We start from the raw sequence: 19907 nt of genomic DNA on the forward strand, positions 1-19907 counted from the left end.
ATAAGGAAAATGAATGCTTTCTATATCTAACTTATTATCTAAATTTGCAACTAGTTTTGATATAAAAGATTGGCAGGGGTTAGAAGATACTTTGGCTGATGATATTTATTGTAATTATCATGATTTACGAGACGAAATTAGAACGTACTCGAAAAAAGACTACGTTGATTCTAGAAAAGCAGCATTAGCGCATTTGCAAACACAGCATTTTTTTTCAAACTTAGAGATTCATTGCCAAGGAAGCACAACTTACTGTCGATTAAACGCATTGATTTATAGAAAAAGCCGCGACGGTAAACAGTTTAACTCCCATGTCATTTATAATTTTATATTAACTAAAACACAACATAATGACTGGAAAATTAAAGAAATAAAGCAAATTGTTTTATGGAATGAAGGGGATCCTTTAATTCACCAAGGATTAAACCAAGTCTAACTATTTAATTAAATTTATTCTAAATAAAAACGCTCGATATGTGCTTCAGAAGGCAAAATAGTCCATTGATTTAAGCAGTTTAAGCCATAGAAGGCGCAAAAAAAAACTGGACGGATGGCTTTATTACGATAATAATGAGCACGCTCATCAAGACAACTAGGTTGTAAACGAGCACCTTTGCAAACCTTAATTGATGGTAAGTAAATCTAGATAAAAAATTTATAAACTAGATTTGGCCTGATAGAAACCTTTTGAAATCGGTAACTATTAGAGCAAGCTTGAACAACTAGAGCTTAGTTATTCAGGAATAAACGGATTTGTTGAGATATTGAAACATAATTAATTATTGGAGGTTTTAATGCTTAATAAAACTATTAGTACTGTTGTACTAGGAAGCTGTTTGATTACTTCTTCTTTTGCCGCTAGTTTTTGGAATAAATATTCACCAATACAAAACCATCACAACCCATCCGTTACTGCTCAAAAAAATAACATCAAACAAAAATACACTGATTTTTCCGGCACCTGGTCTGGAAGTTGTTCAGCAGATGACGAAATAACTACGCTAGTCATTAGTAATGATGATAAGTCTATTGAATTAGATGGCCAATCATACGGCATAGGTCAAATGATAAGTGAATCTTCATCTGATAAATCGTTCTCTTCAAATACTCAATTACTTCTTACCTGGAATGCTGCAGGAACTGTCTTAAAAGGACAATCTGTGTTTGCAGCTACGAGTTGGGTCGATGGTCCTAAGCTAGACCTAATGGCTGGTATCTTTGAAACCACTTTTAAGATGAATGGAAACGAGCTTGTTCTTAATATCAATCTGGTCAACACTGATGGAACGCCTATACCAGGAAATGAGAATAAGTGTACATTTCACAAAGTCTCGTAATTTAAGGCATGATATAGCTCTATATAATGAGCTTAATCCGGATTAAGGTAAAACCAAGATCCGGACTTTCTGGAACTACTCATCCTTGCAATCAATTCTTAAATGCTATAACAAAACCTATCTTTACTCTGTCCCGCCATTAATTAAGTAATTCAAAGTACGATAATGATTTATCAAATAAAATTAAGTGATAAGCATAATTTATACGTGTTTTTTCAAATAAAACAGTAAACTAGTACACCTTCATTAACTAGCAATTGTCCTACTTATGAAAACAATTTGTGTCTACCTGGGTGCAAACCCTGGCAATAATGATTCTTTTAAACACGCAGTTATTGAACTTGCCCATGAAATAGTTAAATTAAATCTTTCTTTAGTTTATGGAGGTTCAAGCCTTGGCTTAATGGGCCTTTTAGCTACAACAGTTAAGGCGCGTGGCGGTAAGGCCATTGGTGTCATTACTAATTATCTTATCGATAAAGAAAAGCCTCTTGCCACGTTGGATAAGCTTTATGTGGTTGACTCCATGCAAGAAAGAAAACAATTAATGCAACAATTAGCAGACTTCTTTGTAGTTGTCCCAGGTGGCTTAGGTACTCTCGAAGAAGCTATTGATACGTGTAACGCTATAAAAATAGGTCAAATAAATAAAAAAATAGGCTTTATTAATGTTGATGGCTTTTTTGATAGCTTGTTTCAATTTATAAACAATTGCAAGGCATGCGGATTTCTTGCTCATGAGTATTTTACACCAGAAATAAACCCCAGTGTAAAAGCCTTATTAAAATCTTTAATGTAAGGGAGCTTAAGAAGAAGCAATTAATAATTTCATATCAAATTAAGCATTTTATGAGCATGCCCTTCATCACACTTGTGATATGTTAGTTTGATATAAATAAAATTTATCATAGCCATATTATTAGCTTTATAGTTAAATGCCAAACCGTTTTTTATACTTAATTCGTCATTAACAAGAAGGAGGAAATGATGAAGCAAGTATTAATTAACAAAATCATTAACGCAAAACTCGCTAAGGGCATTATTGAATGTAAATGTTGTCGCGGCGTAGGCTAAATTTTCTAGACTTATCCTAAATTTAGGATAAGTTTTTATACATCAATAATGGAACTACTATGGCTAAATTACCCACTTTATCCAATGTGTTAGCTTATAATAATACAGCGGTTATCCAACGCTTTAAGCAGAATCATCCCAAAGACAGTACGCGTGCAGAGTTACTCTTTACTGATATGCTACGCTACTTATGGCTTTGCGAAAAGCATTGGTGGGACTGCAAAAATAATCCAAATGAGCCAAAATTAAATTTTATCCCAGTCATGCATGAAGAAATGCGGGCTATTGATAATATGTGGCATGAGTTTATTTTATTAACACGCGATTATCACGATTTTTGTCATTCGTTCTTTGGTCGTTTTCTACATCATGAGCCGAATATGCGCTCTACTTTAGCTTATTCACCAAGTGAATTTACTAATTCCTTAAACTTATTTCTCAATTATATTTACGATAATTTAGGAGAAGACATTCTTATTGCCTGGTTTAAAGAGCATCTAGAGGAAGTCGCTTAGTGCATTTGTGAAACGGTAATATTTTAACTAATTAAATTAGCAATTTTTACTTACAAAATCACGTATATAAGAGAGGATTTTTAATTGCATTAATTATCATTTGAATGGCCTGCACATTTCTATTTTCATTGCGATAAATAAGGCTTATCTCATCATCATAACTAGGGGTGCCGGGAACAGGCTTTAATAAATCAGGATGCATGGCTTTAGCCACGCGTGTAGGAATTATACCAATACCAGTGCCTTTTGAGGTGAGATTGGCTACTACTTCTAAACTATTGGTTGTAATGATGCGCCTACTATCAATCCCTGCTTTTTTAATTGTTTTTAAAAGGTATTGCGCTTGAGGTAGTTCAGGGTTACAAATGATAATCGCATTCTTTGAGTAAATATTTTGCGTTTCTCGCAGCCCCTCTCCCGTCCAAAACGTAACTTTATCATTGCATAATTTTCGAATTACGAGGTCGGGATGTTTTAGAGGGTTTACTACGATACCTATATCAATGGAGAGATTAATGACCTTTTCCGTAATTTTACGAGAAATATCATGTTTTAAATGGATTTCCAATTTAGGATGCTTTTCCAATAAGTCTGGAAGAATTAAAGAAACTAGATAAATTGCAATTGTTGATGCACATCCTAATTTAAAATAACCTTGTATTTCCTGTTCAGATGCCAAAGCACCTGCTTTCGTTTTTTCCCAATATTGTAATAATTGCCGAGTATGCAAAACAAGTTGCTTTCCTGCTTGCGTTAAAGAAACACCATGCTTATGTCTGACAAAAAGCATCGTTCCTAATGACTGCTCTAAGCGTTTCATAGCCAAGCTTAAAGACGGCTGACTAATTCCTAGCCGTTCGGAGGCACGAGAAAAATTAAGTACTTTAGAAATTTCGAGAAAATACTCTAACTCTGCCGGAGAAGGAAGCATAAATAATACCTATAACAATAATAGCTGTTATTTATTTTAAATATAATTGAAACTAAGATAAAGTAGCCTACATCAACTGATTCTATTCACTGATGGAAGGTATCTTATGAAAATTAAACTAGTATCATCGGCATTGTTATTCATTTTGGCTAATAAGTATGTCGCTGCACAACAAATTGACCAAGCCGAATTAAAAGCTGAGCGTGAACATATTATACATCAATATATTATTGATTTAGGAAAGGCAGATCCTGAAGACATTACCTCATTATTTGCCGAAAATGGTACCGTAATTTCTACCTCACAAGGTAAAGTAGATGCCAGTCAATTTTTTAATAATTTCCTGCCACAAATCGAGCAAGCTACTACTGTATTTCATCAATTATTTATCAGCCAAGAAAACGAAAACCACTATACCGCTCGCTTCCATTTTAATTTTACCTTAAAAGATGGCGAGGTGGGCTCAGGCGAGTATATAGATGAATTTATTTTTGCCGCTGATTCTAAGAAACTAACTCAAGTAGCAATGTTTGAGAATCTTAAATTTTAGTTAATACGATTAAAGATAGTTTATGCAACAATAGTATTTGTATGGCCACCCGTGTGCTCTGTAGAACTGGATTAGCTTTGCCGAAGCCTAAGGCCATCATCTATACTTTAATAACTAATAATTACTTAGTGGTCTATTGTTCTGGACAGCAATTATAATTTAATGAGAGCCTATTTTGAAATTTATGATTTCTTTTGGTATCAAACGAATAAACGAATCTTAAGATATATAAGCCCCTTGTTATACTTTTGGTATAAAACTTATGGATTAAGTTATGCAAATTTGCAAGAACTTATACAAGAGCGCGGGCTCATCATTAATGATTCGCAACTCGATAAGTATCTTACCTATGTTTTTAGAATGAAAAAATACATACCACGAGAACCTGTTCTTAAACCTAATTTAGCTATAAAAAAAATACCGCATAAAATAAAAAGTAAATTTGCCTATGTATTAGTCGATCAAACAGGATTAACTTATGATTTTTTTTTAATAAACGAGAGTGAAGACAAGCTGGCTCAGCAATTTTTCCTTGATTCGCTAGATTTAAACGGGTTACCACCTAAAATTAACACGCTAGTTGCTCAGCGAGTAGCAAAAAAAGAATTAAATCAAGACATTGATCTCTTCTAGTAAGCTAGGTTGCCAATTAGCTAGCATGCTTATTGGCACAGCTTACGCGTTATCTTTTGTGGTTATTTCTAATAGTTTATGTAACGCCCCCTAACCTTTTCTTGTCTGATGTTTTACTGCTTCAATTTGATATTCCTGAATTAGTGCTGGATTGGTTGGCGATAAAGCAATGTGTATTTTGATATCCTGCTGCTCCCCATTGATAATGAAATACCCTCGTAGCTCACTTTCGGCAATAAAGGGGTTAATTTGACCGATCTTACCTACTTTCTTAAACAAGGCTTCTGACTCTTTTTTGCGTGCTGCAATTGAAGAGTCTAAGAAAAAATTATCCGCAAATAAGCCACTGGCTTCAACACCTTTCCAATCAGGCAATAATTTAACTAAAGCACTTTGGCGCGCGCTTAATAATTGCGATACTGGCAACTTTCTAGATTGTAGTTTTGCCTCTTTGACCAGTGTATGGAGCACTTGCATATTAATATCAGCTGCCTGAGCATAAGTGACATTGGTTAAGAGAATCACGCCAATACCGTAGTCAGGCAAAATAAACCAATTACTCCCAAAGCCAGGCAACCCACCACTATGTCCTATATAGGTTTTCTTTTCACAATCACAAAGCCAACGCAAGCCATAACCATACGCTTCAACCATAGGACAAGGCTCGCCATTTAAAAATTTATAATCCTTATTGAATTGATTAAATCGCCAGGCTTGTTGCATTTCACGTAATGAGCTTCTATGAATTGGGCCAGTTTCCACATCATCACGTGGTGGCCATGCATTTTGATATAAGGCAACGTAATGACTAAATGCTTCAAGCGACGTAATCATGCCACCCATCGCACCAAAGACACCATCAGATAACATCGGTTCTTGTGTCCAGTTTCCATCAGCCCATTGATAACCTTGCGCCAATTCAGGTGCTGGAACTTTTGCAAAATCCCAAGCCACTTGCTGCATATTTAAAGGCTGCCAGATATGGGTAGCAATATAATCTTGATAAGGCATACCTGATACCTTGTCAATAATCATGCCCAATAAAGCATAACCTAAGTTACTATATTCAAAAGCTGAATCGGTGGTATTAGCTAAAGAAATCCCTTTTAGCAAACTCACAAATTCCTTATGTGTCATACTTAACTGTCTATCACCCCATGGATTATCACTAGGAAACCCTGCAGAATGAGTTAATAAGTGCCTGATAGTCATAGAAGGCGCATCATGCGTTAGCTTTTGATCCTTTAATTCAGGAATATACCAATCAACTGGATCATCTAGCCTTAATTTGCCTTCATCGCGCAACTTTAAAATAGACATCGCGGTAAAGCTTTTCGTCATGGAGGCAATACGAAACATTGATTTGGGCGAAGCAGGTGTTTTCTTGCTAAGATCACTATAGCCACCACTACCAGAATAAATGAGCTTATCATCGACCATAATGCCAAATGCAAAGCCTGGAATATGATGTTCTTCTGCATATCCTTGATATATTTGCAAAATTTTTGGAAAAAGCTCTTTTATTTTTTCTACTCGCTTGGAATCTTCAAAAACTGGTGGTAAGTAAGCGTTTTGACTGTGGGCATGCATGGTGATGAGTAAAGCAAAAAATATAACTCGTAATTGCAGCATAATAACTCTCATTTTCAAATACATTTCTTAAAGAAAGGTGTAATCATACTTCAAGCCCACATCAAATTAAATTTTCATTATTTTAAAATTGGAAATATCAAGGAATATAAGTAGACCAATGATTAAGATGAACCAGTAACTAATAGTAACTAATTGTAGAATTATATTATTTTACATATGCTTAGCATTTATTAAATAATTTAATTAGGAAGCGAGGTTATGGAGCAAAAGCTAGAATACTCCCCAAATTTTTTTTTAGTTATAAAAAATACTGATACCGTACCAGCCTTTCTATATTCAATAAAAATTTATGAAAGTCTAATAGAGGCAGTTCACGGGGGAGGTCGCTATATTACTGAAGTCTTTATACCTTCTAGACAGGCAATCCTGAATTCAGAACATTATATTTTAGCTAGTGATATGCCTCGTAATAAAATGGCCAGCCTTGTTGATAAAGAAACAATTGTACCACTTACAGAAGTCAAAATTTCTAAAAATCTTGCTCAAAAAATCACTGGTATTATTAAACTAACCGAAGAAAAAGCTTGCTTAAAACAAGAATGGCTTTTACTTAGCCAAGCTCATGACATATTTGAGCCTGTTCACGTTATAAAATATAAAATGAAAATTTACGAAGATCTAATGGATGCAATTCATGATGGGGGGCATTATATAACTGAGTGTTTTATTCCCTCTCATTAAGTCATTTATAACAGCGATGATGTTATTTTTCACGCCAATGCCTCAAGAGCTAATAGAACTGATTCTTTATCTCAGATAGTAGAAAATAATTTAGAAATTATACAAATACCTAAAGCACTTGCGGATAAAGTATTAGCTATTGCTAATTTAGAAGAAACAATTAAAAAAGAAAAGGAAAAATTAAAAGCAGATTTTGCCGAAGAACTTAACTTATTATTTAGCAAAGAAACAATTGAGGATGAGCATTTCTTAAAGGAAGAAGATAGCAGGGCATGGTGTTGCCTTTTGTAATTTTTTAATAAATCAAGGAATACCGTAGCAATATAAATTAAAAAAGGAATAATAATGGAAGATCCAAAAAAGCCACAATTTACTGGGTTGTTTTCTGGTGAGCAATCTATAATAAGTCATGCATTTTTAATATCCGTTTTAGCAGCAAACGAAATTGCTAAGCCATTTCTTTATTTATATCAGCATCTAAAAAATAAGTATGAACAATCCAAACCGTCCATGTTTGAAGAGCAAGAACTCAATGATTGGTATAAATACTATAAAGAGTATGGAACCTATCCTGATTATTTAGAAACAAAATATCAGGAAAAATACCCTAACTTACGTGATATATTTCTTGGTAAAGTAAAACACGTAAACCACAGCAATGTAGACACTGCCAAAAAAAATACGAGTATCATTTCATATAGCCAGAATAGAAATGGTTTGTTTGCCACTTCAGCACCAGAAACTGATTCTAGTGATGAAAGTGAAGAGAAATATAATCCTCAAAATTTAAACGCCGTTTAAAAATATAATGTAGCCTGGGTGCAGGCCCATAGGGCCGGAACCCAGGTTTCACTTCGTTCACTCGGGCTACTTGCTAGCACTTCTTTATTAATTTCCTAAACCTTAGCTGTTACTATACACAACCTCAACTCATACAAAAGGATGCCCATCATATGAAGGTAAGAAAATTAAGCTACGCGCAATTTAAAGTTGAAAAGCAAAAAATACTAGCTATTGTGCGTGGCTGGGAAAACACCTATAAAGAATTTTTTGATAAAAATTATTCTATAATGCATAACTCTGACTTACGCTACCACTGGCGTGAATCTATTGTTGACATGATAAATTTTTTAGAAAAAAATATCACTGAACAAACTGGCAGTAATTTGGAAAAAAATGGCTTCGCTCTTTTTATTGCCGAGGATGATAATGAGAATATACAGGGTATGGCTTTAGGCGGTGGTCTGCGCACTTATGGCGGCTATTCTAATACCTTCTTTGGCATGAGTGGGACATTTTATGAAATAAAAGAGATGATAATCTCAGCATCATCTATGCTGTCTCGATGTTACCAAGCAGAAGATAAAGTACTCCATAAAAGTATTGGCAAAGAACTATTAAAAGCTATAATTAACCACGTTCAAACACAGGCTATACCATACCCTATTGCCGCAAGACCGCATCATAGCAATGAGATAGCACATAAATTCTTTGAAAAATACCTCTTCACATTAGGATGTGGCTCTCTTGGACATAGCTATACTTTAAACGTAGCCGAGTTTGGGTACATTGACCAAAGCCATCATAAAGAATGTATAGCAAGCACGACCGTTGTGGTTTTTGACGATTATAAGTCACCAACAATGCACTTTTGAGTGCTTGATTTGAAGTCTAATGGGCTTTAACTAATTAAACCAGCTATGGCATCTATACAATTTAATATGGATACCAAAACTGAGATCCCTACATTGAGAAATTACTGGCATAAGAATAATTCCTTTCACCCTCTAAATTCTCTGCTACTTCATGTAAAGCATCAAGACACTGGGCTACATTTTCAGTCCAGTAACTTTTAATATCTATTAAAGGTAATTTTGGATCAAACTTGTCTTTAAATAAATTAATAAGTATTGGGTCTTTAATCGGCTCATTATAATCAGATACTTTCTCCGATGAAGAAAATCCTTCATAAAAAACAGGTGTTCCTGATGCTTCGCAAGATTTTTTTGCAAGTATTAATAATTTATTGGTAATCGCTTGCGCTTCCCTATCATTTGGAAAGAATATTTTCATCTGTTTGATAATATCAAATTGAAAATTCTTTATGCTAGGATCTAAGCTTTTTGCTTTAAGATAAACATCCTCAGTTTCAAAAAAATATCGCCAACTATTGCACCTAACTAAATCTAGGTCATGGCTAATATTAGCTATTCTATACACTAAAAATGCTTTGTATTTTTTTACATTTGCATCACCAGTATAACCTTCGCTAAAATAACTATCTATTGAGGTGCCTATTGACAGATAGCTAAAACACATCTTCATACTTGCTACTAACTCGGCATTAAAACCCAATTGCAATGTAACCATTGCAAATAGGTTAGCAGAACGCTCTGCATTCGAAGCATCTACGGCTGATCCTAGCTCATTTGTTCTTCCTGAACGGTATAAAAAGATAAGCAAATTCAAGCAAGCATTTTCTTCTGGCGTAAGCTCTTTTAAGCTTTTTTGATAACATTCGAGGGTAGAGCCTAATAGGGCTCTAATGATATAGTCTTTATAGGATAATTTTCGTGAAGAGTGAGTTACATCATGGTTTGGCCGGTAGACAATAAAACCATTGGTATCCGTTATTTCTCGCTTTTCGTCCAGATAAGGTTGATTAATAACGTTGTCACTTAAATATTGCAAAAGTTCTTTAAAGTTTTTATCCAGACAATCTCTTTCCCAAAATTTTGCCCATTGAGTAAGCTTTAAATTTTTTATTCTCACATTTAATTTTTTTATACCACTTAAAGGAGGTATAACTGTGGTACATTTTAACCATTCACTATAAGCACTGATTCCAGCTTGATATATTTTTCTAAATTTTTCTACGTTATTCGATTCAGCCTGTCGATTAACTTCTTTCCAAATACTATTGCGTTTAACAGGAAGAAGAGCTTGCTGTGGTTTAGCAACCAAGGCGGTAATATTTGTCAGTTCTTTTTTAGTGGGTGAATACTCATAAATGCAAACAGGATTGAGGCATTGCAATTTTATTTCTGTTAATATTTCAGCTAAATAGTCGAGATTTTCTTTTTGTCTCTGCTGATATAAATTGTTTAGCTCGTTATAATCTAATGTAGGATTCTCTATTGATAATTTATTTAACATAAAATCAATAAATAATGGATGCTTGACACCTTGTTCGTCTAATTCCTGCAAAAGACTTTTTTTCCGCTCCGTAATAATAATGGTATTGGCAACGGCATTAATTCTACACGCATCACTACTTCCCCATTCCATCCCCGTAATTTCCCAAGGATATACGCGACTTGCAAGTTCATTATGCCTAGCGCCTGTATCAAAATAATCACAATAGCGCTCATAAATGGATTTTCCACCGAATTCTTCATAGTTAATTACTTGACGTGAACTTTTTGAAAGACTGCCTTCAGCGCAAAAAAAGAGCCCTTTTAATTTATTAATCCTATTAATTTCAGCTTGTTTTTTCTTTTCTTTTGTAGGATATGATAAATCATTTTGCAATTCTGTTTGCAGTTCATTAAGTAGCATTTTATTAAAGACTGTTTTGCTAGGCATACCTCTTTGCTGCAAATGTTGCTCCATTATTCTAGCCAATGGATGCGGGCTTAAAGAAATATTTAGCGTCGGATTTTCCAATTGGTTAGAGCGGTCTAACTGCGCAATAAACTCATCAAAAGAAAAAAGGAGAGAACTATAATCTGGCTTATTATGAAAATATAAATTGTAAGGTTTATAAAATTTTTTTCTCAGATCCTTTATTGCAGGAGACACTAACGTCTTCCCTGCTTTTACGCTAACTTCTTTTTCTACAGAAGAGATGGTATTTTCCCAGTTTACCTGCAGAAAAGTCGCTAAGTCTGCCATTTTTTTTGCAAACGATAATTTTTTACTAGTTTGACCCTCCAGACGAACCAATCGCGTCAGCAGAGATAGCGCATCTGTCGAAGAGAAACTATTAACTGAGAAAAGGCCATGAGGAGCAATCGTGGCTTTTTTTTGTGTTTGTACAGAGACTAAAAGAGTAGGATGATCTGACCAATCATTTCCAGGCAATTGCGCGATAGTTTTAGAAGGAATTTTTTTGCTGATTAAGGTTGTAGGATTAATAAAAATATAACCAGGTGCATTTTCAAAATAGGCCAATTCAGTTTCCACACCATTTAAGGTACCTGCCCTTAATGTTCTCGCTAGCAGAAAAGAATGGTCCGTATTTTCGTAAGCTTTCAGGGTAATATCTTCCGAAAAAGCCGCAGACATTAGTGTATTTAGAAAACCTCTAGATAAGCTTGAATCAATAGGCTCTTTCATAATGATTAATTTACCTTAACTCTGATCTTGGGGACAAATATGAAAAAATACGCTTGCAGGATATCCTTTCAAAATAATTCTTAGAACAACTTAGATTGCTCCAGCCGGTTTTATTTAAAAGCTGGAATTTTGCCTAATTATATTTTAATCATTTGAATTTTAAAACAAATTAGATAGAAAAAAATGATACTTAGGAAAGAAAATTAATTTAAATAAGTTTCTTTCCATAAAGCAATACTTTAGAAGTTAGGCTCTGGTATATTTTTATATCTTTTCTTAAATAGTGCGGTTAAATTTTCTTTAACTCGAGTCTGCAAATAAACATAAATAATTTTACGTGTAGGTTTTTGTACATATTCCCAAAGCACGTAAGACACTAAAAATAAAGCAATCGAATAAAATAAGAAAAGTATAGGATCAGAGAACAATGCTAAATTAGCCTTATGTTCAACAAGAAATAATATTAAAATATTATGAGTTAAATACAAAGCAAAGCTTAATTCTCCTAGAAAAACAAATAAATCCTTAGATAATATCTTTGTAATAATGCCTTTCTGAAACGCAAATACCATCATCAAAGCCATAAACATAGGTGCAGTCCCTGAGGTAACCGTATACATGACCAAGACTTCACTAATAGTATGTTTTGCAACCCAAGCAGAAAAATTTACAATATTTGCTGCATAATAATAAGCAATTATTACAGTAATTAACTCAATAATACTCCAAAGAATAATCCCCCCTGAAATATGTTTTTTATTTAAATTAATAAATATCTGTGCTGCTATCATACCACCTACAAATTCACCTAAACGGCTAAAAGGAATCACGCTTGTTATTCCCGTTAGATCAATATTACGGTTATGAATGTATACGTAAGTCATAAAGCAAAGGTAAAGTATTAAGAATAGAAGCATTAAACTAGATTTTAAAAGCCATTTTCTTGACCAGTTTGCACCTAAAAAAGGAAATATAATATAGAAAAATAACTCAACTGACATTGCCCAAGATACAGAATTATAAGAAAAAAATACCGTAGAATAAGGAACCCAGGCATGTAAAAGTGATGCATTTAATAGCGTCGTAGCAATATAATGTGGTTGGTGAAAGAGCGTCTTATCAAGCGGCAATAAAAAGAAAGCGAGTAGTAAAGTGGCAATATGTAAAGGCCAAGCTCTAGCAATACGAGCCGCGTAAAAATCAAATTTCTTTCCGCTTTTTTCTATGTCTTGGTAAACATACGTCAAGATAAAGCCTGAAAGTACAAAAAAGAAAGTTACACTAATTGCCATAGGAATGTCAGTCTTTAGTGGATCTGTAAAGGTAAAAAAGTGTCTAGTATGTTCGAAAATAACAGCAAGCGCTGCAAAAAAACGCAATGATGTAAGCACATTAATATTTTTTGGCATAAATACCATCCTAAGTAAATAAGCACCATCTTAAGTAGACGTTTGTAAGTAGATTTGAAAGGTAACCAAATTAACTGAGCTATTCTTCAATTGAATCAAGGGCATGTCAAGAATGTCAGCGTTAATAATTCTTTGCCAATTAGAGGGTACTTAATACCTATTTACCGAGGCTTGGGCTAAGCAACACGCTGCCCAAGGATTGTTTGTTGGACTGCACTTTGTTTAGCCTAACTTATATTTATTAAATATCACCTTGATATTACTAAACTTTAAATGTATTTATCCTAATATAGCAGCCATCGAAGCCCTTATTAATATTCACTCAATAACAATAATATGATAAAATTATATTCAATTTGAATAAACTGATATCACAAATTATATTATGGTATATAATGCATTTGCTGAACTTGGTTTGACTTCTTATGATGTAACGCTTGATGCAGTACAGGATAAATTTAATACTGTAATTGCACAATTAGAAGCAAAAAAAATCAACTGCAATTATCTAGGTTAGGAGAAGGCTTAGCGTTAAAAGACCCGCTGGATATGCTAGCAGAAGGTGCTAAAATTGACGCGCACATTGATATATTAAACAAAGAAATTGAACAATATACCAAAGCCTATAAGTATCTTAGCTCTGACGAGCTCATTCAACAACATAAACAAGCAATAATTAATGAAACCTTTAATTATGAACAAAGAAATGAATACCCGCACTATTTTAAGATACTAGGGCTGGATGTTAATCTTCCTGTAACTGATGAATTGATTCAACAAGCGTATCGAAGATTTGCCCTAAATTATCATCCTGACAAAAAGCATATATCATTAGAAAAAGAATTATATACTGCTGGATTTAATTTAATAAATGAAGCACGTCAAGCTTTACTTAATCCAACTACCCGAGAAAACTGTATAAATCTATTTAAAGAAAGGCGCCTGAGTGTGCCTAATTATACGGCAGAAGATAATGATAATTTAATACCAGAAAGTACATCTCATCCTCACAAAAAGGCAAAAACAACAAACACGTCAGCAGAGTTTAATGACAATCCCTCTGAAAGTGTAAATGAAGAGGCCAGAAGAGCTAGCGCAAATTTTTCTTCTGAAAAAAGACAAAAAAACCAAGGCAAAAGTCATTGTACTTTCTTCCCAGGGCAAAATGTTATAAGAACTCAAGAGCAAAAAGATATACTAGAACGCTACAATAAATTAAGTGATAGTGCTAAAATTTTACTGAAAATTTGTTTTGATTCACCTGGAGTTTCAGAAGCAAATTTTAAAGACATTTGCAAAACCACTTATTTTCTTTCTCGCTATTTTGATGGCTATAAACCTAAAAATATTAATGGTAATGGGCCTCATAATTTTCACAATGCTAGGGTGCAAAAAGATTTAGGATTATTAAAATCATTAGGCTTTATTAAGGTAGCTAGTAAAATTTCTTCTGATAACGATTATTATCAGACAACGGATAAAGCTGCTTTAGTGTATTCCTTACTACCAGCACAAGACACTAAAAAGTTAAAGCAATTAGCAGAAAAATCTCTACAAGAGCCGAGACAAAAAATAAAAGACTTCTTACGATCAAGAAGTGTAGACAGCAAAATTGACGAGCCAAAGCCAAACCTGCAACCGTAAGCGCAGCCCACCTGCCCTACTATTTACATACGAAAAATATGATCGACAGGTAGGGTAACGCGATTGATGCTAGAGTTTGCTCTATAATCGTGAAACTAGTCAACTATCCAAAAACATTTTTATTATCTATACTAATACAGTTCCTTCCTTGGGATTTGGCTTTGTACAATTCTATATCAGCTAAACTTAATAATTCTTCACTAGAAATGGTGGGCGCGGCGGTTGTCCAGTAAGACATGCCGCAACTGCATGTTAATTGTTTTTCAACCCTGCCATGTTTTTTGGCCTGCCGAAGTTCTTTGAGTATACGTTGGGCCATATTTAATGCATCTTGAATACTAATTCGTGAACTTATAGCGATGAATTCTTCACCTCCATAACGAAAGAAATAATCACTAGGGCGTAGAAGAGAACGGACTATACTAGCAAAAGATATTAATACTTCATCACCTGCGTCATGCCCAAATTCGTCGTTAATTTTTTTGAAAAAGTCGATGTCAAACATGAAGCAACAGATATTATAACCATGCCGCGTCGCATTACTTAATTCTGCATCTAAGTATTTATAAAGAAAACGTCTATTATAACAGCCTGTCAGTATGTCCACGAAACTGCTTTGTTCAAATTTTGCAGCGATGGTCATAAGCGTATTTTTTAGGTGAACTCTTTGAGTGACATCTTTAATTATTATTAATGCCAGGTTGTCATCATCATAAATGGGTAAAATATGAATTTCCTGCTGCATTTTATCTAATTCTCCGAAAGGGCCTTTAACTATTGGCACTGGAAAAAGGTATTCATTGAGCGTGGAGGATAAAATTTGTGGGTGACTGTAATTAAGCACTTGCTCTAAAGCCCAATTAAAACGAGAACTAAAATAATTCTCACCAAACATGGCTTTTAAAGTTTTTCCAATAGCTTGCTCCTCAGTAATCTGAGTGTTATTAACTAGCCACTTATTCCAAGATTTGATTGTAGAAGCTTTATCTACAATCATAAGGCCAAAAGGTAGGCTATTATAAATTTTTTCAAAAACAGCTTGGTTAATCATTTTCATTAATCAATTCTTTAATTGCCATTAATATGGTTTGAGTAGAATCATTGGTTAATATTAAAAATAAATTTCCTGAGATCGTATCTTTTTGCATATCTAAAATGGTAGATACAATAAGTACTTTCTCTAATGGATTAGGAAACGAAGCAGATAAATGCTTCAATAACGTGACGATATTATTTTCATCATAATGGGGTAGCGTTACGCCCACTTTTTTTGCCATTAAGTCTACTATCGTGGTAATACATGAACTAATAATAATATTGCCAATTTCTAAAAGCGCTTCTTGCTCACATGCCCGTGCTTCTTCTTGAGTAAGTTGAGGAATTTTGCCTAACACTGACATCGTTAACAGGTTTGTTTGTTCACGTTTTAATGCTAAAGCAACGTAGCCTTGTAAATCCTCTGAAAGCAGCTGGTAAACGAAAGAAAAGGTTTCATCTTTTTGTCCAAAATCACCAATTTCTTGTAATTTTACAAAAGAGATTTGAGGAATTGAAATTTTAATCGGTGATTGCAGTAATAAAGAAAGTTGTTTGGCTGCTTTACTTACGCCAATATTCCCTATCTCTTTAAGCGCATCTTCCTGACTTGCTGTTAGAATCATTTTAACCTTGCTAATAATGAATCAATACTTTCTAAAGAAACAGGCTTTTCAATAACATCTAAAAACCCTAAAGCTTTTGCTTCATCAACAACTGATTGCTGCGTATTAGCTGTTAAGAGAACAAATTGCCCTTTTACACCATTTTTTTTCATTATTTGGGCAGCTTCGCTCCCAGTAAGCTCTGGCATGTTATAATCTAGAACAATTAAATCCGGCTGATTCATTTTGGCCTTTTCCAGCGCTTCATCTATATGCTTTACTTCAATGATTTCATAATCTGGTTTATTGCGAAAACAGGCCTTAAATAAAGCACGCGCTGTAGCACTGTCATCCATGATTAAAATTTTCATTTCTCCTCCATTATTTACAAATTTTAGCTAAAAATTTGGAAATTTGCTCAAGATCAATGATTTTATTAATCGCTTGCATTTCCACAGCGGCACCCGGCATACCGAATACGACAGAAGTAGATTTCGATTGGGCAAAAGTATAGCAGCCAGATTTCTTCATTAAAAGTAAGCCTTCTGCCCCATCCCGACCCATACCGGTCAAAATACCGCCTATGGCTTTATTGGGATAACTTTCTGCAATGGATGTAAATAATACATTGGCAGAAGGCTTGAAATGGTTAATTGGCATACTATCTTCTAGTATAGCAATTGGCTCTACTAAACCTCTTGCAACAGTAAGATGAAAATCATCCGGGGCAAAATAGACATGCCCAGGTTTAAGTAGTTGACGGTGTTTAGCAATTTCTAATTTTAGTGGCGTTTGATGTTGTAACCAGCTGATTAATCCTTCCAAAAACCCTTTAGTAATATGCTGAGTTATAACAATAGGGAGATTAAAATCACTTGATAAACCTTGCAATATACAACTTAGGGCTGCAGGACCTCCTGTTGATGAGCCTAAAGCTAGAATTTTAAAATTTTGTTCAATGTTAGGTTCTGGAGGAGATGAGTCTAAGGGTTTAGTTCGTTTTCGAGTTACTACAGGTACACCGGCCAAAGCACGTATTGAATGGAGAATGAATTTTTTGGCTTCTGCAAAATCGTTTGCAGCAGGACCTTTAGGTTTTTCAATGATGGATAAAGCGCCGGCTTCTAATGCATTAAAGCTATTTTCAGCCATCGTTTTATTATATTGCGAGCTTATTATGATAATAGGGGTAGGACATTCTGCCATAATTGTTCTGGTAGCATCAATCCCATCCATATTTGGCATAAATATATCCATGGTGATTAGATCAGGCTTAAGTTGCTTGGTAAGTTGAATAGCCTCAATTCCATCTCTAGCTGTTGCAATCACTTGTATATCGCTTGCCTCTTCAAGTATGGCGGCAAGAAGTTGGGTAGAGACTTTTGAATCATCGGCAATGAGTACTTTAATAGGTTTATTCATAGTAATAAGCTCATTGTTTCAATCAATGAATGGGTATCAAACTCATTTTTGGCAAAAAATGCATTGGCTCCTGCGTCCAAGCCACGTTCCTTATCTTCCGTAGAATTTAACAATGAAATAATAATAACGGGAATTTGCGCGAGTTTTTTATTTTTTTTGATTAATCTAGTGAGTTCAAACCCATCAAGATTTGGCATAACTAGATCAGTAATCACACAGTCAAAAGAATGTTTTTGTAATAGTTCCCACGCTTTTTTGCCATCGACAGCAGTCATGGTACTAAATCCAGCAGCTTCTAATGAATTTGCACAGAGGCTACGGGTAGTAAAAGAGTCATCTACAATGAGCACTTTTTTGCGAGAGCCTTCTTTGGATTCTTGGATTTGATATAGTTTTTCTTTGTGAAGGCCTTCGGATAAAGCCATCTCGATAATTTTGTGGGGTTCTAAGGCTAAAACCAGGGTACTATCGCCCGTTAATGTTGTCCCAATGTATTGTGGCAATTGGGAGAAAGGCGATGGAAGCGGCTTAATGACACACTCATGCTCACTGACGATAGAATTAACCCATAAAATAAGATCAACTCCAGGGTAATCAATATATAAGCCGCAATAATCTTGTTCACTATCTAACGCTTCTTCTGCACGAGTTAAAAGATAATTTAAGCTCACTACAGGAACAGGTGTATGGTTAACGACATAAGTCAACTGATTATTAACCCACTTTAAGTCTTTAACTTTTATGTCATAAAGTGCTTTTAGAGATAAACTAGGGAGCATAAACGTTTGTTCGCTTAGTTTGAAAAATACACCTCGTGTTGTAGCCAACGTTAGTGGCAGCGTGAGAGTAAAACAAGTACCTTGACGTTCAACCGTCTTAACTTCAATACTTGCTTTTAATTTCTGTAAATCATTTTTAACGGCATCAAGGCCCACACCCCGCCCAGAAATTTCAGTTACCCCTTTATGTAGCGAAAAGCCAGACGCAAAAATACAATCTAAGATTTGCTCATCGCTTGCATGTAATAACTCATTTTCCGAATATAATCCCGTGTCTATCGCATGTTGCTTCACTTGCGAAATATTTATCCCTTTGCCGTCATCAATGATTTTTAAAATGATTTTTCCTGAACTTTGCGATACTTCCATACGCAATTTTGCAGGAATTGGTTTATTTGCTTTTTTACGCTCACGATCGTCTTCAATGCCATGATCAATGGCATTTCTTATTAAATGTTGTAATGAGTCTCTAACGGCATCTAAGATAGCTTTGTCTAATTCAATATTGCCACCATAGACTTCAAATTCAACTGATTTATTTAATTTTGTTGAGATATCACGAACAGTTCTACTTAAGGGGGTTAATAGCATTGAGGCAGGAATCATTCGCATCGTTTTCACTTCTTCTTGTAAACACTGTATCGCTCGTGAAAATTCACCTAGAAATTGTCCACTTTCTGCAGACATATTATTTAACGTTTTAATAGCAGGCAATAACGATAAGGATTTAAATTCCAGTGAATTATTCATCTCTTTAAGGCAAAATTCTAAAGTCTTAAACCAATTCATCAATTTCAGACGATAGATGATAAACTCATTGGCTTTGGCATTGGCCCTTTCAATGCGATGAAGAGGAATTTTTATAAAATCATCGAATTTGGCATTTTCAAAAGATGCACTCTCTTTTTCTCCTTTAAGGGGCGCTAGAAAATGATCTGTATCAATGGTTTCCCCTTTATCAAATTGATTCAAAGCCAATAACAGATTATCAGAGACTTGCAGACAGGCATCAATTTCATCTCGCACAGGGAAATGATTTTTTTCTCGCCATTCTTGAAATAAATCCTCTAACCCATGAGCTATCGTTGCAATAGCAGGAATAGATGCCGAAGCTGCAGCTCCTTTAATATTATGAGAATAGCGAAATAATTCTTTTAACGTGGCTTTTAATGCACCCTCTTTATTGATTTTTTCAATCGAAAGCAAGGCGTTTATAAGGGATTGATGAATCTCTTGTAATTGAACCTTAAAAGTCTCTAATAGAATTTTTTGAAGTTTTTCATCCATACATTATCTTTTAC

The 19907-nt window shown here is 34.5% G+C and carries 19 protein-coding genes; 10 read left to right on the plus strand and 9 right to left on the minus strand.

Annotated features, from left to right (window positions below):
* Positions 1–13: 13 nt before the first annotated feature.
* From DYE47_RS12465 to DYE47_RS12480, 4 genes are all read left to right on the plus strand, one after another.
* On the plus strand, positions 14–436 hold the full coding sequence (locus tag DYE47_RS12465; protein ID WP_115303610.1) for a nuclear transport factor 2 family protein: 423 nt from the start codon (positions 14–16) through the stop codon (positions 434–436).
* A gap of 358 nt (positions 437–794) precedes the next feature.
* Positions 795–1337, plus strand: a complete 543-nt coding sequence (locus DYE47_RS12470) for a hypothetical protein (RefSeq protein ID WP_115303613.1) — start codon at positions 795–797, stop codon at positions 1335–1337.
* Positions 1338–1605: 268 nt separating this feature from the next.
* A complete protein-coding gene (locus DYE47_RS12475; protein ID WP_115303615.1) occupies positions 1606–2136 on the plus strand; it encodes an LOG family protein in 531 nt (176 codons plus the stop codon).
* A 334-nt stretch (positions 2137–2470) separates the two neighbouring features.
* A complete protein-coding gene (locus DYE47_RS12480) occupies positions 2471–2926 on the plus strand; it encodes a glycine-rich domain-containing protein (protein ID WP_115303617.1) in 456 nt (151 codons plus the stop codon).
* 58 nt (positions 2927–2984) lie between these two features.
* Here the strand turns inward: DYE47_RS12480 and DYE47_RS12485 are convergent, their stop codons facing one another.
* Entirely contained in the window at positions 2985–3857 is an 873-nt protein-coding gene (locus DYE47_RS12485) for a LysR family transcriptional regulator (RefSeq protein ID WP_115303619.1), read from the minus strand.
* A gap of 106 nt (positions 3858–3963) precedes the next feature.
* Between DYE47_RS12485 and DYE47_RS12490 the strand changes: the two genes are divergently transcribed.
* Entirely contained in the window at positions 3964–4407 is a 444-nt protein-coding gene (locus DYE47_RS12490; protein WP_115303621.1) for a nuclear transport factor 2 family protein, read from the plus strand.
* Between the two features lie 162 nt (positions 4408–4569).
* Complete coding sequence (locus tag DYE47_RS12495; RefSeq protein ID WP_115303622.1) at positions 4570–5040, plus strand: IS6 family transposase; 471 nt, start codon at positions 4570–4572, stop codon at positions 5038–5040.
* A gap of 90 nt (positions 5041–5130) precedes the next feature.
* Here the strand turns inward: DYE47_RS12495 and DYE47_RS12500 are convergent, their stop codons facing one another.
* On the minus strand, positions 5131–6672 hold the full coding sequence (locus tag DYE47_RS12500) for a serine hydrolase domain-containing protein (RefSeq protein WP_115303624.1): 1542 nt from the start codon (positions 6670–6672) through the stop codon (positions 5131–5133).
* A gap of 219 nt (positions 6673–6891) precedes the next feature.
* Here DYE47_RS12500 and DYE47_RS12505 point away from each other — a divergent pair, with 219 nt between their 5' ends.
* From DYE47_RS12505 to DYE47_RS12515, 3 genes are all read left to right on the plus strand, one after another.
* Positions 6892–7374, plus strand: a complete 483-nt coding sequence (locus DYE47_RS12505; RefSeq protein WP_115303626.1) for a hypothetical protein — start codon at positions 6892–6894, stop codon at positions 7372–7374.
* 345 nt (positions 7375–7719) lie between these two features.
* A complete protein-coding gene (locus DYE47_RS12510) occupies positions 7720–8175 on the plus strand; it encodes a hypothetical protein (RefSeq protein ID WP_115303628.1) in 456 nt (151 codons plus the stop codon).
* Positions 8176–8327: 152 nt separating this feature from the next.
* Complete coding sequence (locus DYE47_RS12515; RefSeq protein ID WP_115303630.1) at positions 8328–9029, plus strand: hypothetical protein; 702 nt, start codon at positions 8328–8330, stop codon at positions 9027–9029.
* An 88-nt stretch (positions 9030–9117) separates the two neighbouring features.
* Here the strand turns inward: DYE47_RS12515 and DYE47_RS12520 are convergent, their stop codons facing one another.
* A complete protein-coding gene (locus DYE47_RS12520; RefSeq protein ID WP_115303632.1) occupies positions 9118–11712 on the minus strand; it encodes a SidE phosphodiesterase domain-containing protein in 2595 nt (864 codons plus the stop codon).
* Between the two features lie 239 nt (positions 11713–11951).
* A complete protein-coding gene (locus DYE47_RS12525) occupies positions 11952–13121 on the minus strand; it encodes an acyltransferase family protein (RefSeq protein WP_160149899.1) in 1170 nt (389 codons plus the stop codon).
* 549 nt (positions 13122–13670) lie between these two features.
* Here DYE47_RS12525 and DYE47_RS12530 point away from each other — a divergent pair.
* Positions 13671–14765: a J domain-containing protein gene (locus DYE47_RS12530; RefSeq protein ID WP_115303636.1), complete on the plus strand. Its 1095-nt coding sequence runs from the start codon at positions 13671–13673 to the stop codon at positions 14763–14765.
* Between the two features lie 103 nt (positions 14766–14868).
* Here the strand turns inward: DYE47_RS12530 and DYE47_RS12535 are convergent, their stop codons facing one another.
* From DYE47_RS12535 to DYE47_RS12555, 5 genes are read right to left on the minus strand one after another with little or no spacing between them, the layout of a single operon-like run.
* Entirely contained in the window at positions 14869–15822 is a 954-nt protein-coding gene (locus DYE47_RS12535) for a sensor domain-containing diguanylate cyclase (RefSeq protein WP_115303638.1), read from the minus strand.
* Complete coding sequence (locus DYE47_RS12540; RefSeq protein WP_115303640.1) at positions 15809–16426, minus strand: chemotaxis protein CheC; 618 nt, start codon at positions 16424–16426, stop codon at positions 15809–15811. Before DYE47_RS12540 ends, DYE47_RS12535 begins: the two co-directional genes overlap by 14 nt.
* Positions 16423–16776, minus strand: coding sequence for a response regulator (locus tag DYE47_RS12545; RefSeq protein ID WP_115303642.1), 354 nt, complete (start codon positions 16774–16776; stop codon positions 16423–16425). The genes DYE47_RS12540 and DYE47_RS12545 overlap by 4 nt, the downstream gene beginning before the upstream one ends.
* A 10-nt stretch (positions 16777–16786) precedes the next feature.
* Positions 16787–17827: a chemotaxis-specific protein-glutamate methyltransferase CheB gene (cheB, locus tag DYE47_RS12550; protein ID WP_115303644.1), complete on the minus strand. Its 1041-nt coding sequence runs from the start codon at positions 17825–17827 to the stop codon at positions 16787–16789.
* Entirely contained in the window at positions 17824–19893 is a 2070-nt protein-coding gene (locus DYE47_RS12555) for a hybrid sensor histidine kinase/response regulator (protein ID WP_115303646.1), read from the minus strand. Before DYE47_RS12555 ends, cheB begins: the two co-directional genes overlap by 4 nt.
* Positions 19894–19907 lie beyond the last annotated feature (14 nt).

The sequence above is a fragment of the Legionella beliardensis genome, from assembly GCF_900452395.1.
Lineage (GTDB): Bacteria > Pseudomonadota > Gammaproteobacteria > Legionellales > Legionellaceae > Legionella_C > Legionella_C beliardensis.

Bases quoted from the DNA above. Each gene is read 5' to 3' on its own strand.
- DYE47_RS12505 (WP_115303626.1), top strand. From the start codon at position 6,892: ATGGAGCAAAAGCTAGAATACTCCCCAAATTTTTTTTTAGTTATAAAA.
- DYE47_RS12500 (WP_115303624.1), bottom strand. From the start codon at position 6,672: ATGCTGCAATTACGAGTTATATTTTTTGCTTTACTCATCACCATGCAT.
- DYE47_RS12540 (WP_115303640.1), bottom strand. From the start codon at position 16,426: ATGATTCTAACAGCAAGTCAGGAAGATGCGCTTAAAGAGATAGGGAAT.
- DYE47_RS12475 (WP_115303615.1), top strand. From the start codon at position 1,606: ATGAAAACAATTTGTGTCTACCTGGGTGCAAACCCTGGCAATAATGAT.
- DYE47_RS12530 (WP_115303636.1), top strand. From the start codon at position 13,671: ATGCTAGCAGAAGGTGCTAAAATTGACGCGCACATTGATATATTAAAC.
- DYE47_RS12510 (WP_115303628.1), top strand. From the start codon at position 7,720: ATGGAAGATCCAAAAAAGCCACAATTTACTGGGTTGTTTTCTGGTGAG.
- DYE47_RS12470 (WP_115303613.1), top strand. From the start codon at position 795: ATGCTTAATAAAACTATTAGTACTGTTGTACTAGGAAGCTGTTTGATT.
- DYE47_RS12555 (WP_115303646.1), bottom strand. From the start codon at position 19,893: ATGGATGAAAAACTTCAAAAAATTCTATTAGAGACTTTTAAGGTTCAA.
- DYE47_RS12545 (WP_115303642.1), bottom strand. From the start codon at position 16,776: ATGAAAATTTTAATCATGGATGACAGTGCTACAGCGCGTGCTTTATTT.
- cheB (WP_115303644.1), bottom strand. From the start codon at position 17,827: ATGAATAAACCTATTAAAGTACTCATTGCCGATGATTCAAAAGTCTCT.
- DYE47_RS12465 (WP_115303610.1), top strand. From the start codon at position 14: ATGCTTTCTATATCTAACTTATTATCTAAATTTGCAACTAGTTTTGAT.
- DYE47_RS12480 (WP_115303617.1), top strand. From the start codon at position 2,471: ATGGCTAAATTACCCACTTTATCCAATGTGTTAGCTTATAATAATACA.
- DYE47_RS12490 (WP_115303621.1), top strand. From the start codon at position 3,964: ATGAAAATTAAACTAGTATCATCGGCATTGTTATTCATTTTGGCTAAT.
- DYE47_RS12485 (WP_115303619.1), bottom strand. From the start codon at position 3,857: ATGCTTCCTTCTCCGGCAGAGTTAGAGTATTTTCTCGAAATTTCTAAA.
- DYE47_RS12520 (WP_115303632.1), bottom strand. From the start codon at position 11,712: ATGAAAGAGCCTATTGATTCAAGCTTATCTAGAGGTTTTCTAAATACA.
- DYE47_RS12515 (WP_115303630.1), top strand. From the start codon at position 8,328: ATGAAGGTAAGAAAATTAAGCTACGCGCAATTTAAAGTTGAAAAGCAA.
- DYE47_RS12525 (WP_160149899.1), bottom strand. From the start codon at position 13,121: ATGCCAAAAAATATTAATGTGCTTACATCATTGCGTTTTTTTGCAGCG.
- DYE47_RS12535 (WP_115303638.1), bottom strand. From the start codon at position 15,822: ATGAAAATGATTAACCAAGCTGTTTTTGAAAAAATTTATAATAGCCTA.
- DYE47_RS12495 (WP_115303622.1), top strand. From the start codon at position 4,570: ATGAGAGCCTATTTTGAAATTTATGATTTCTTTTGGTATCAAACGAAT.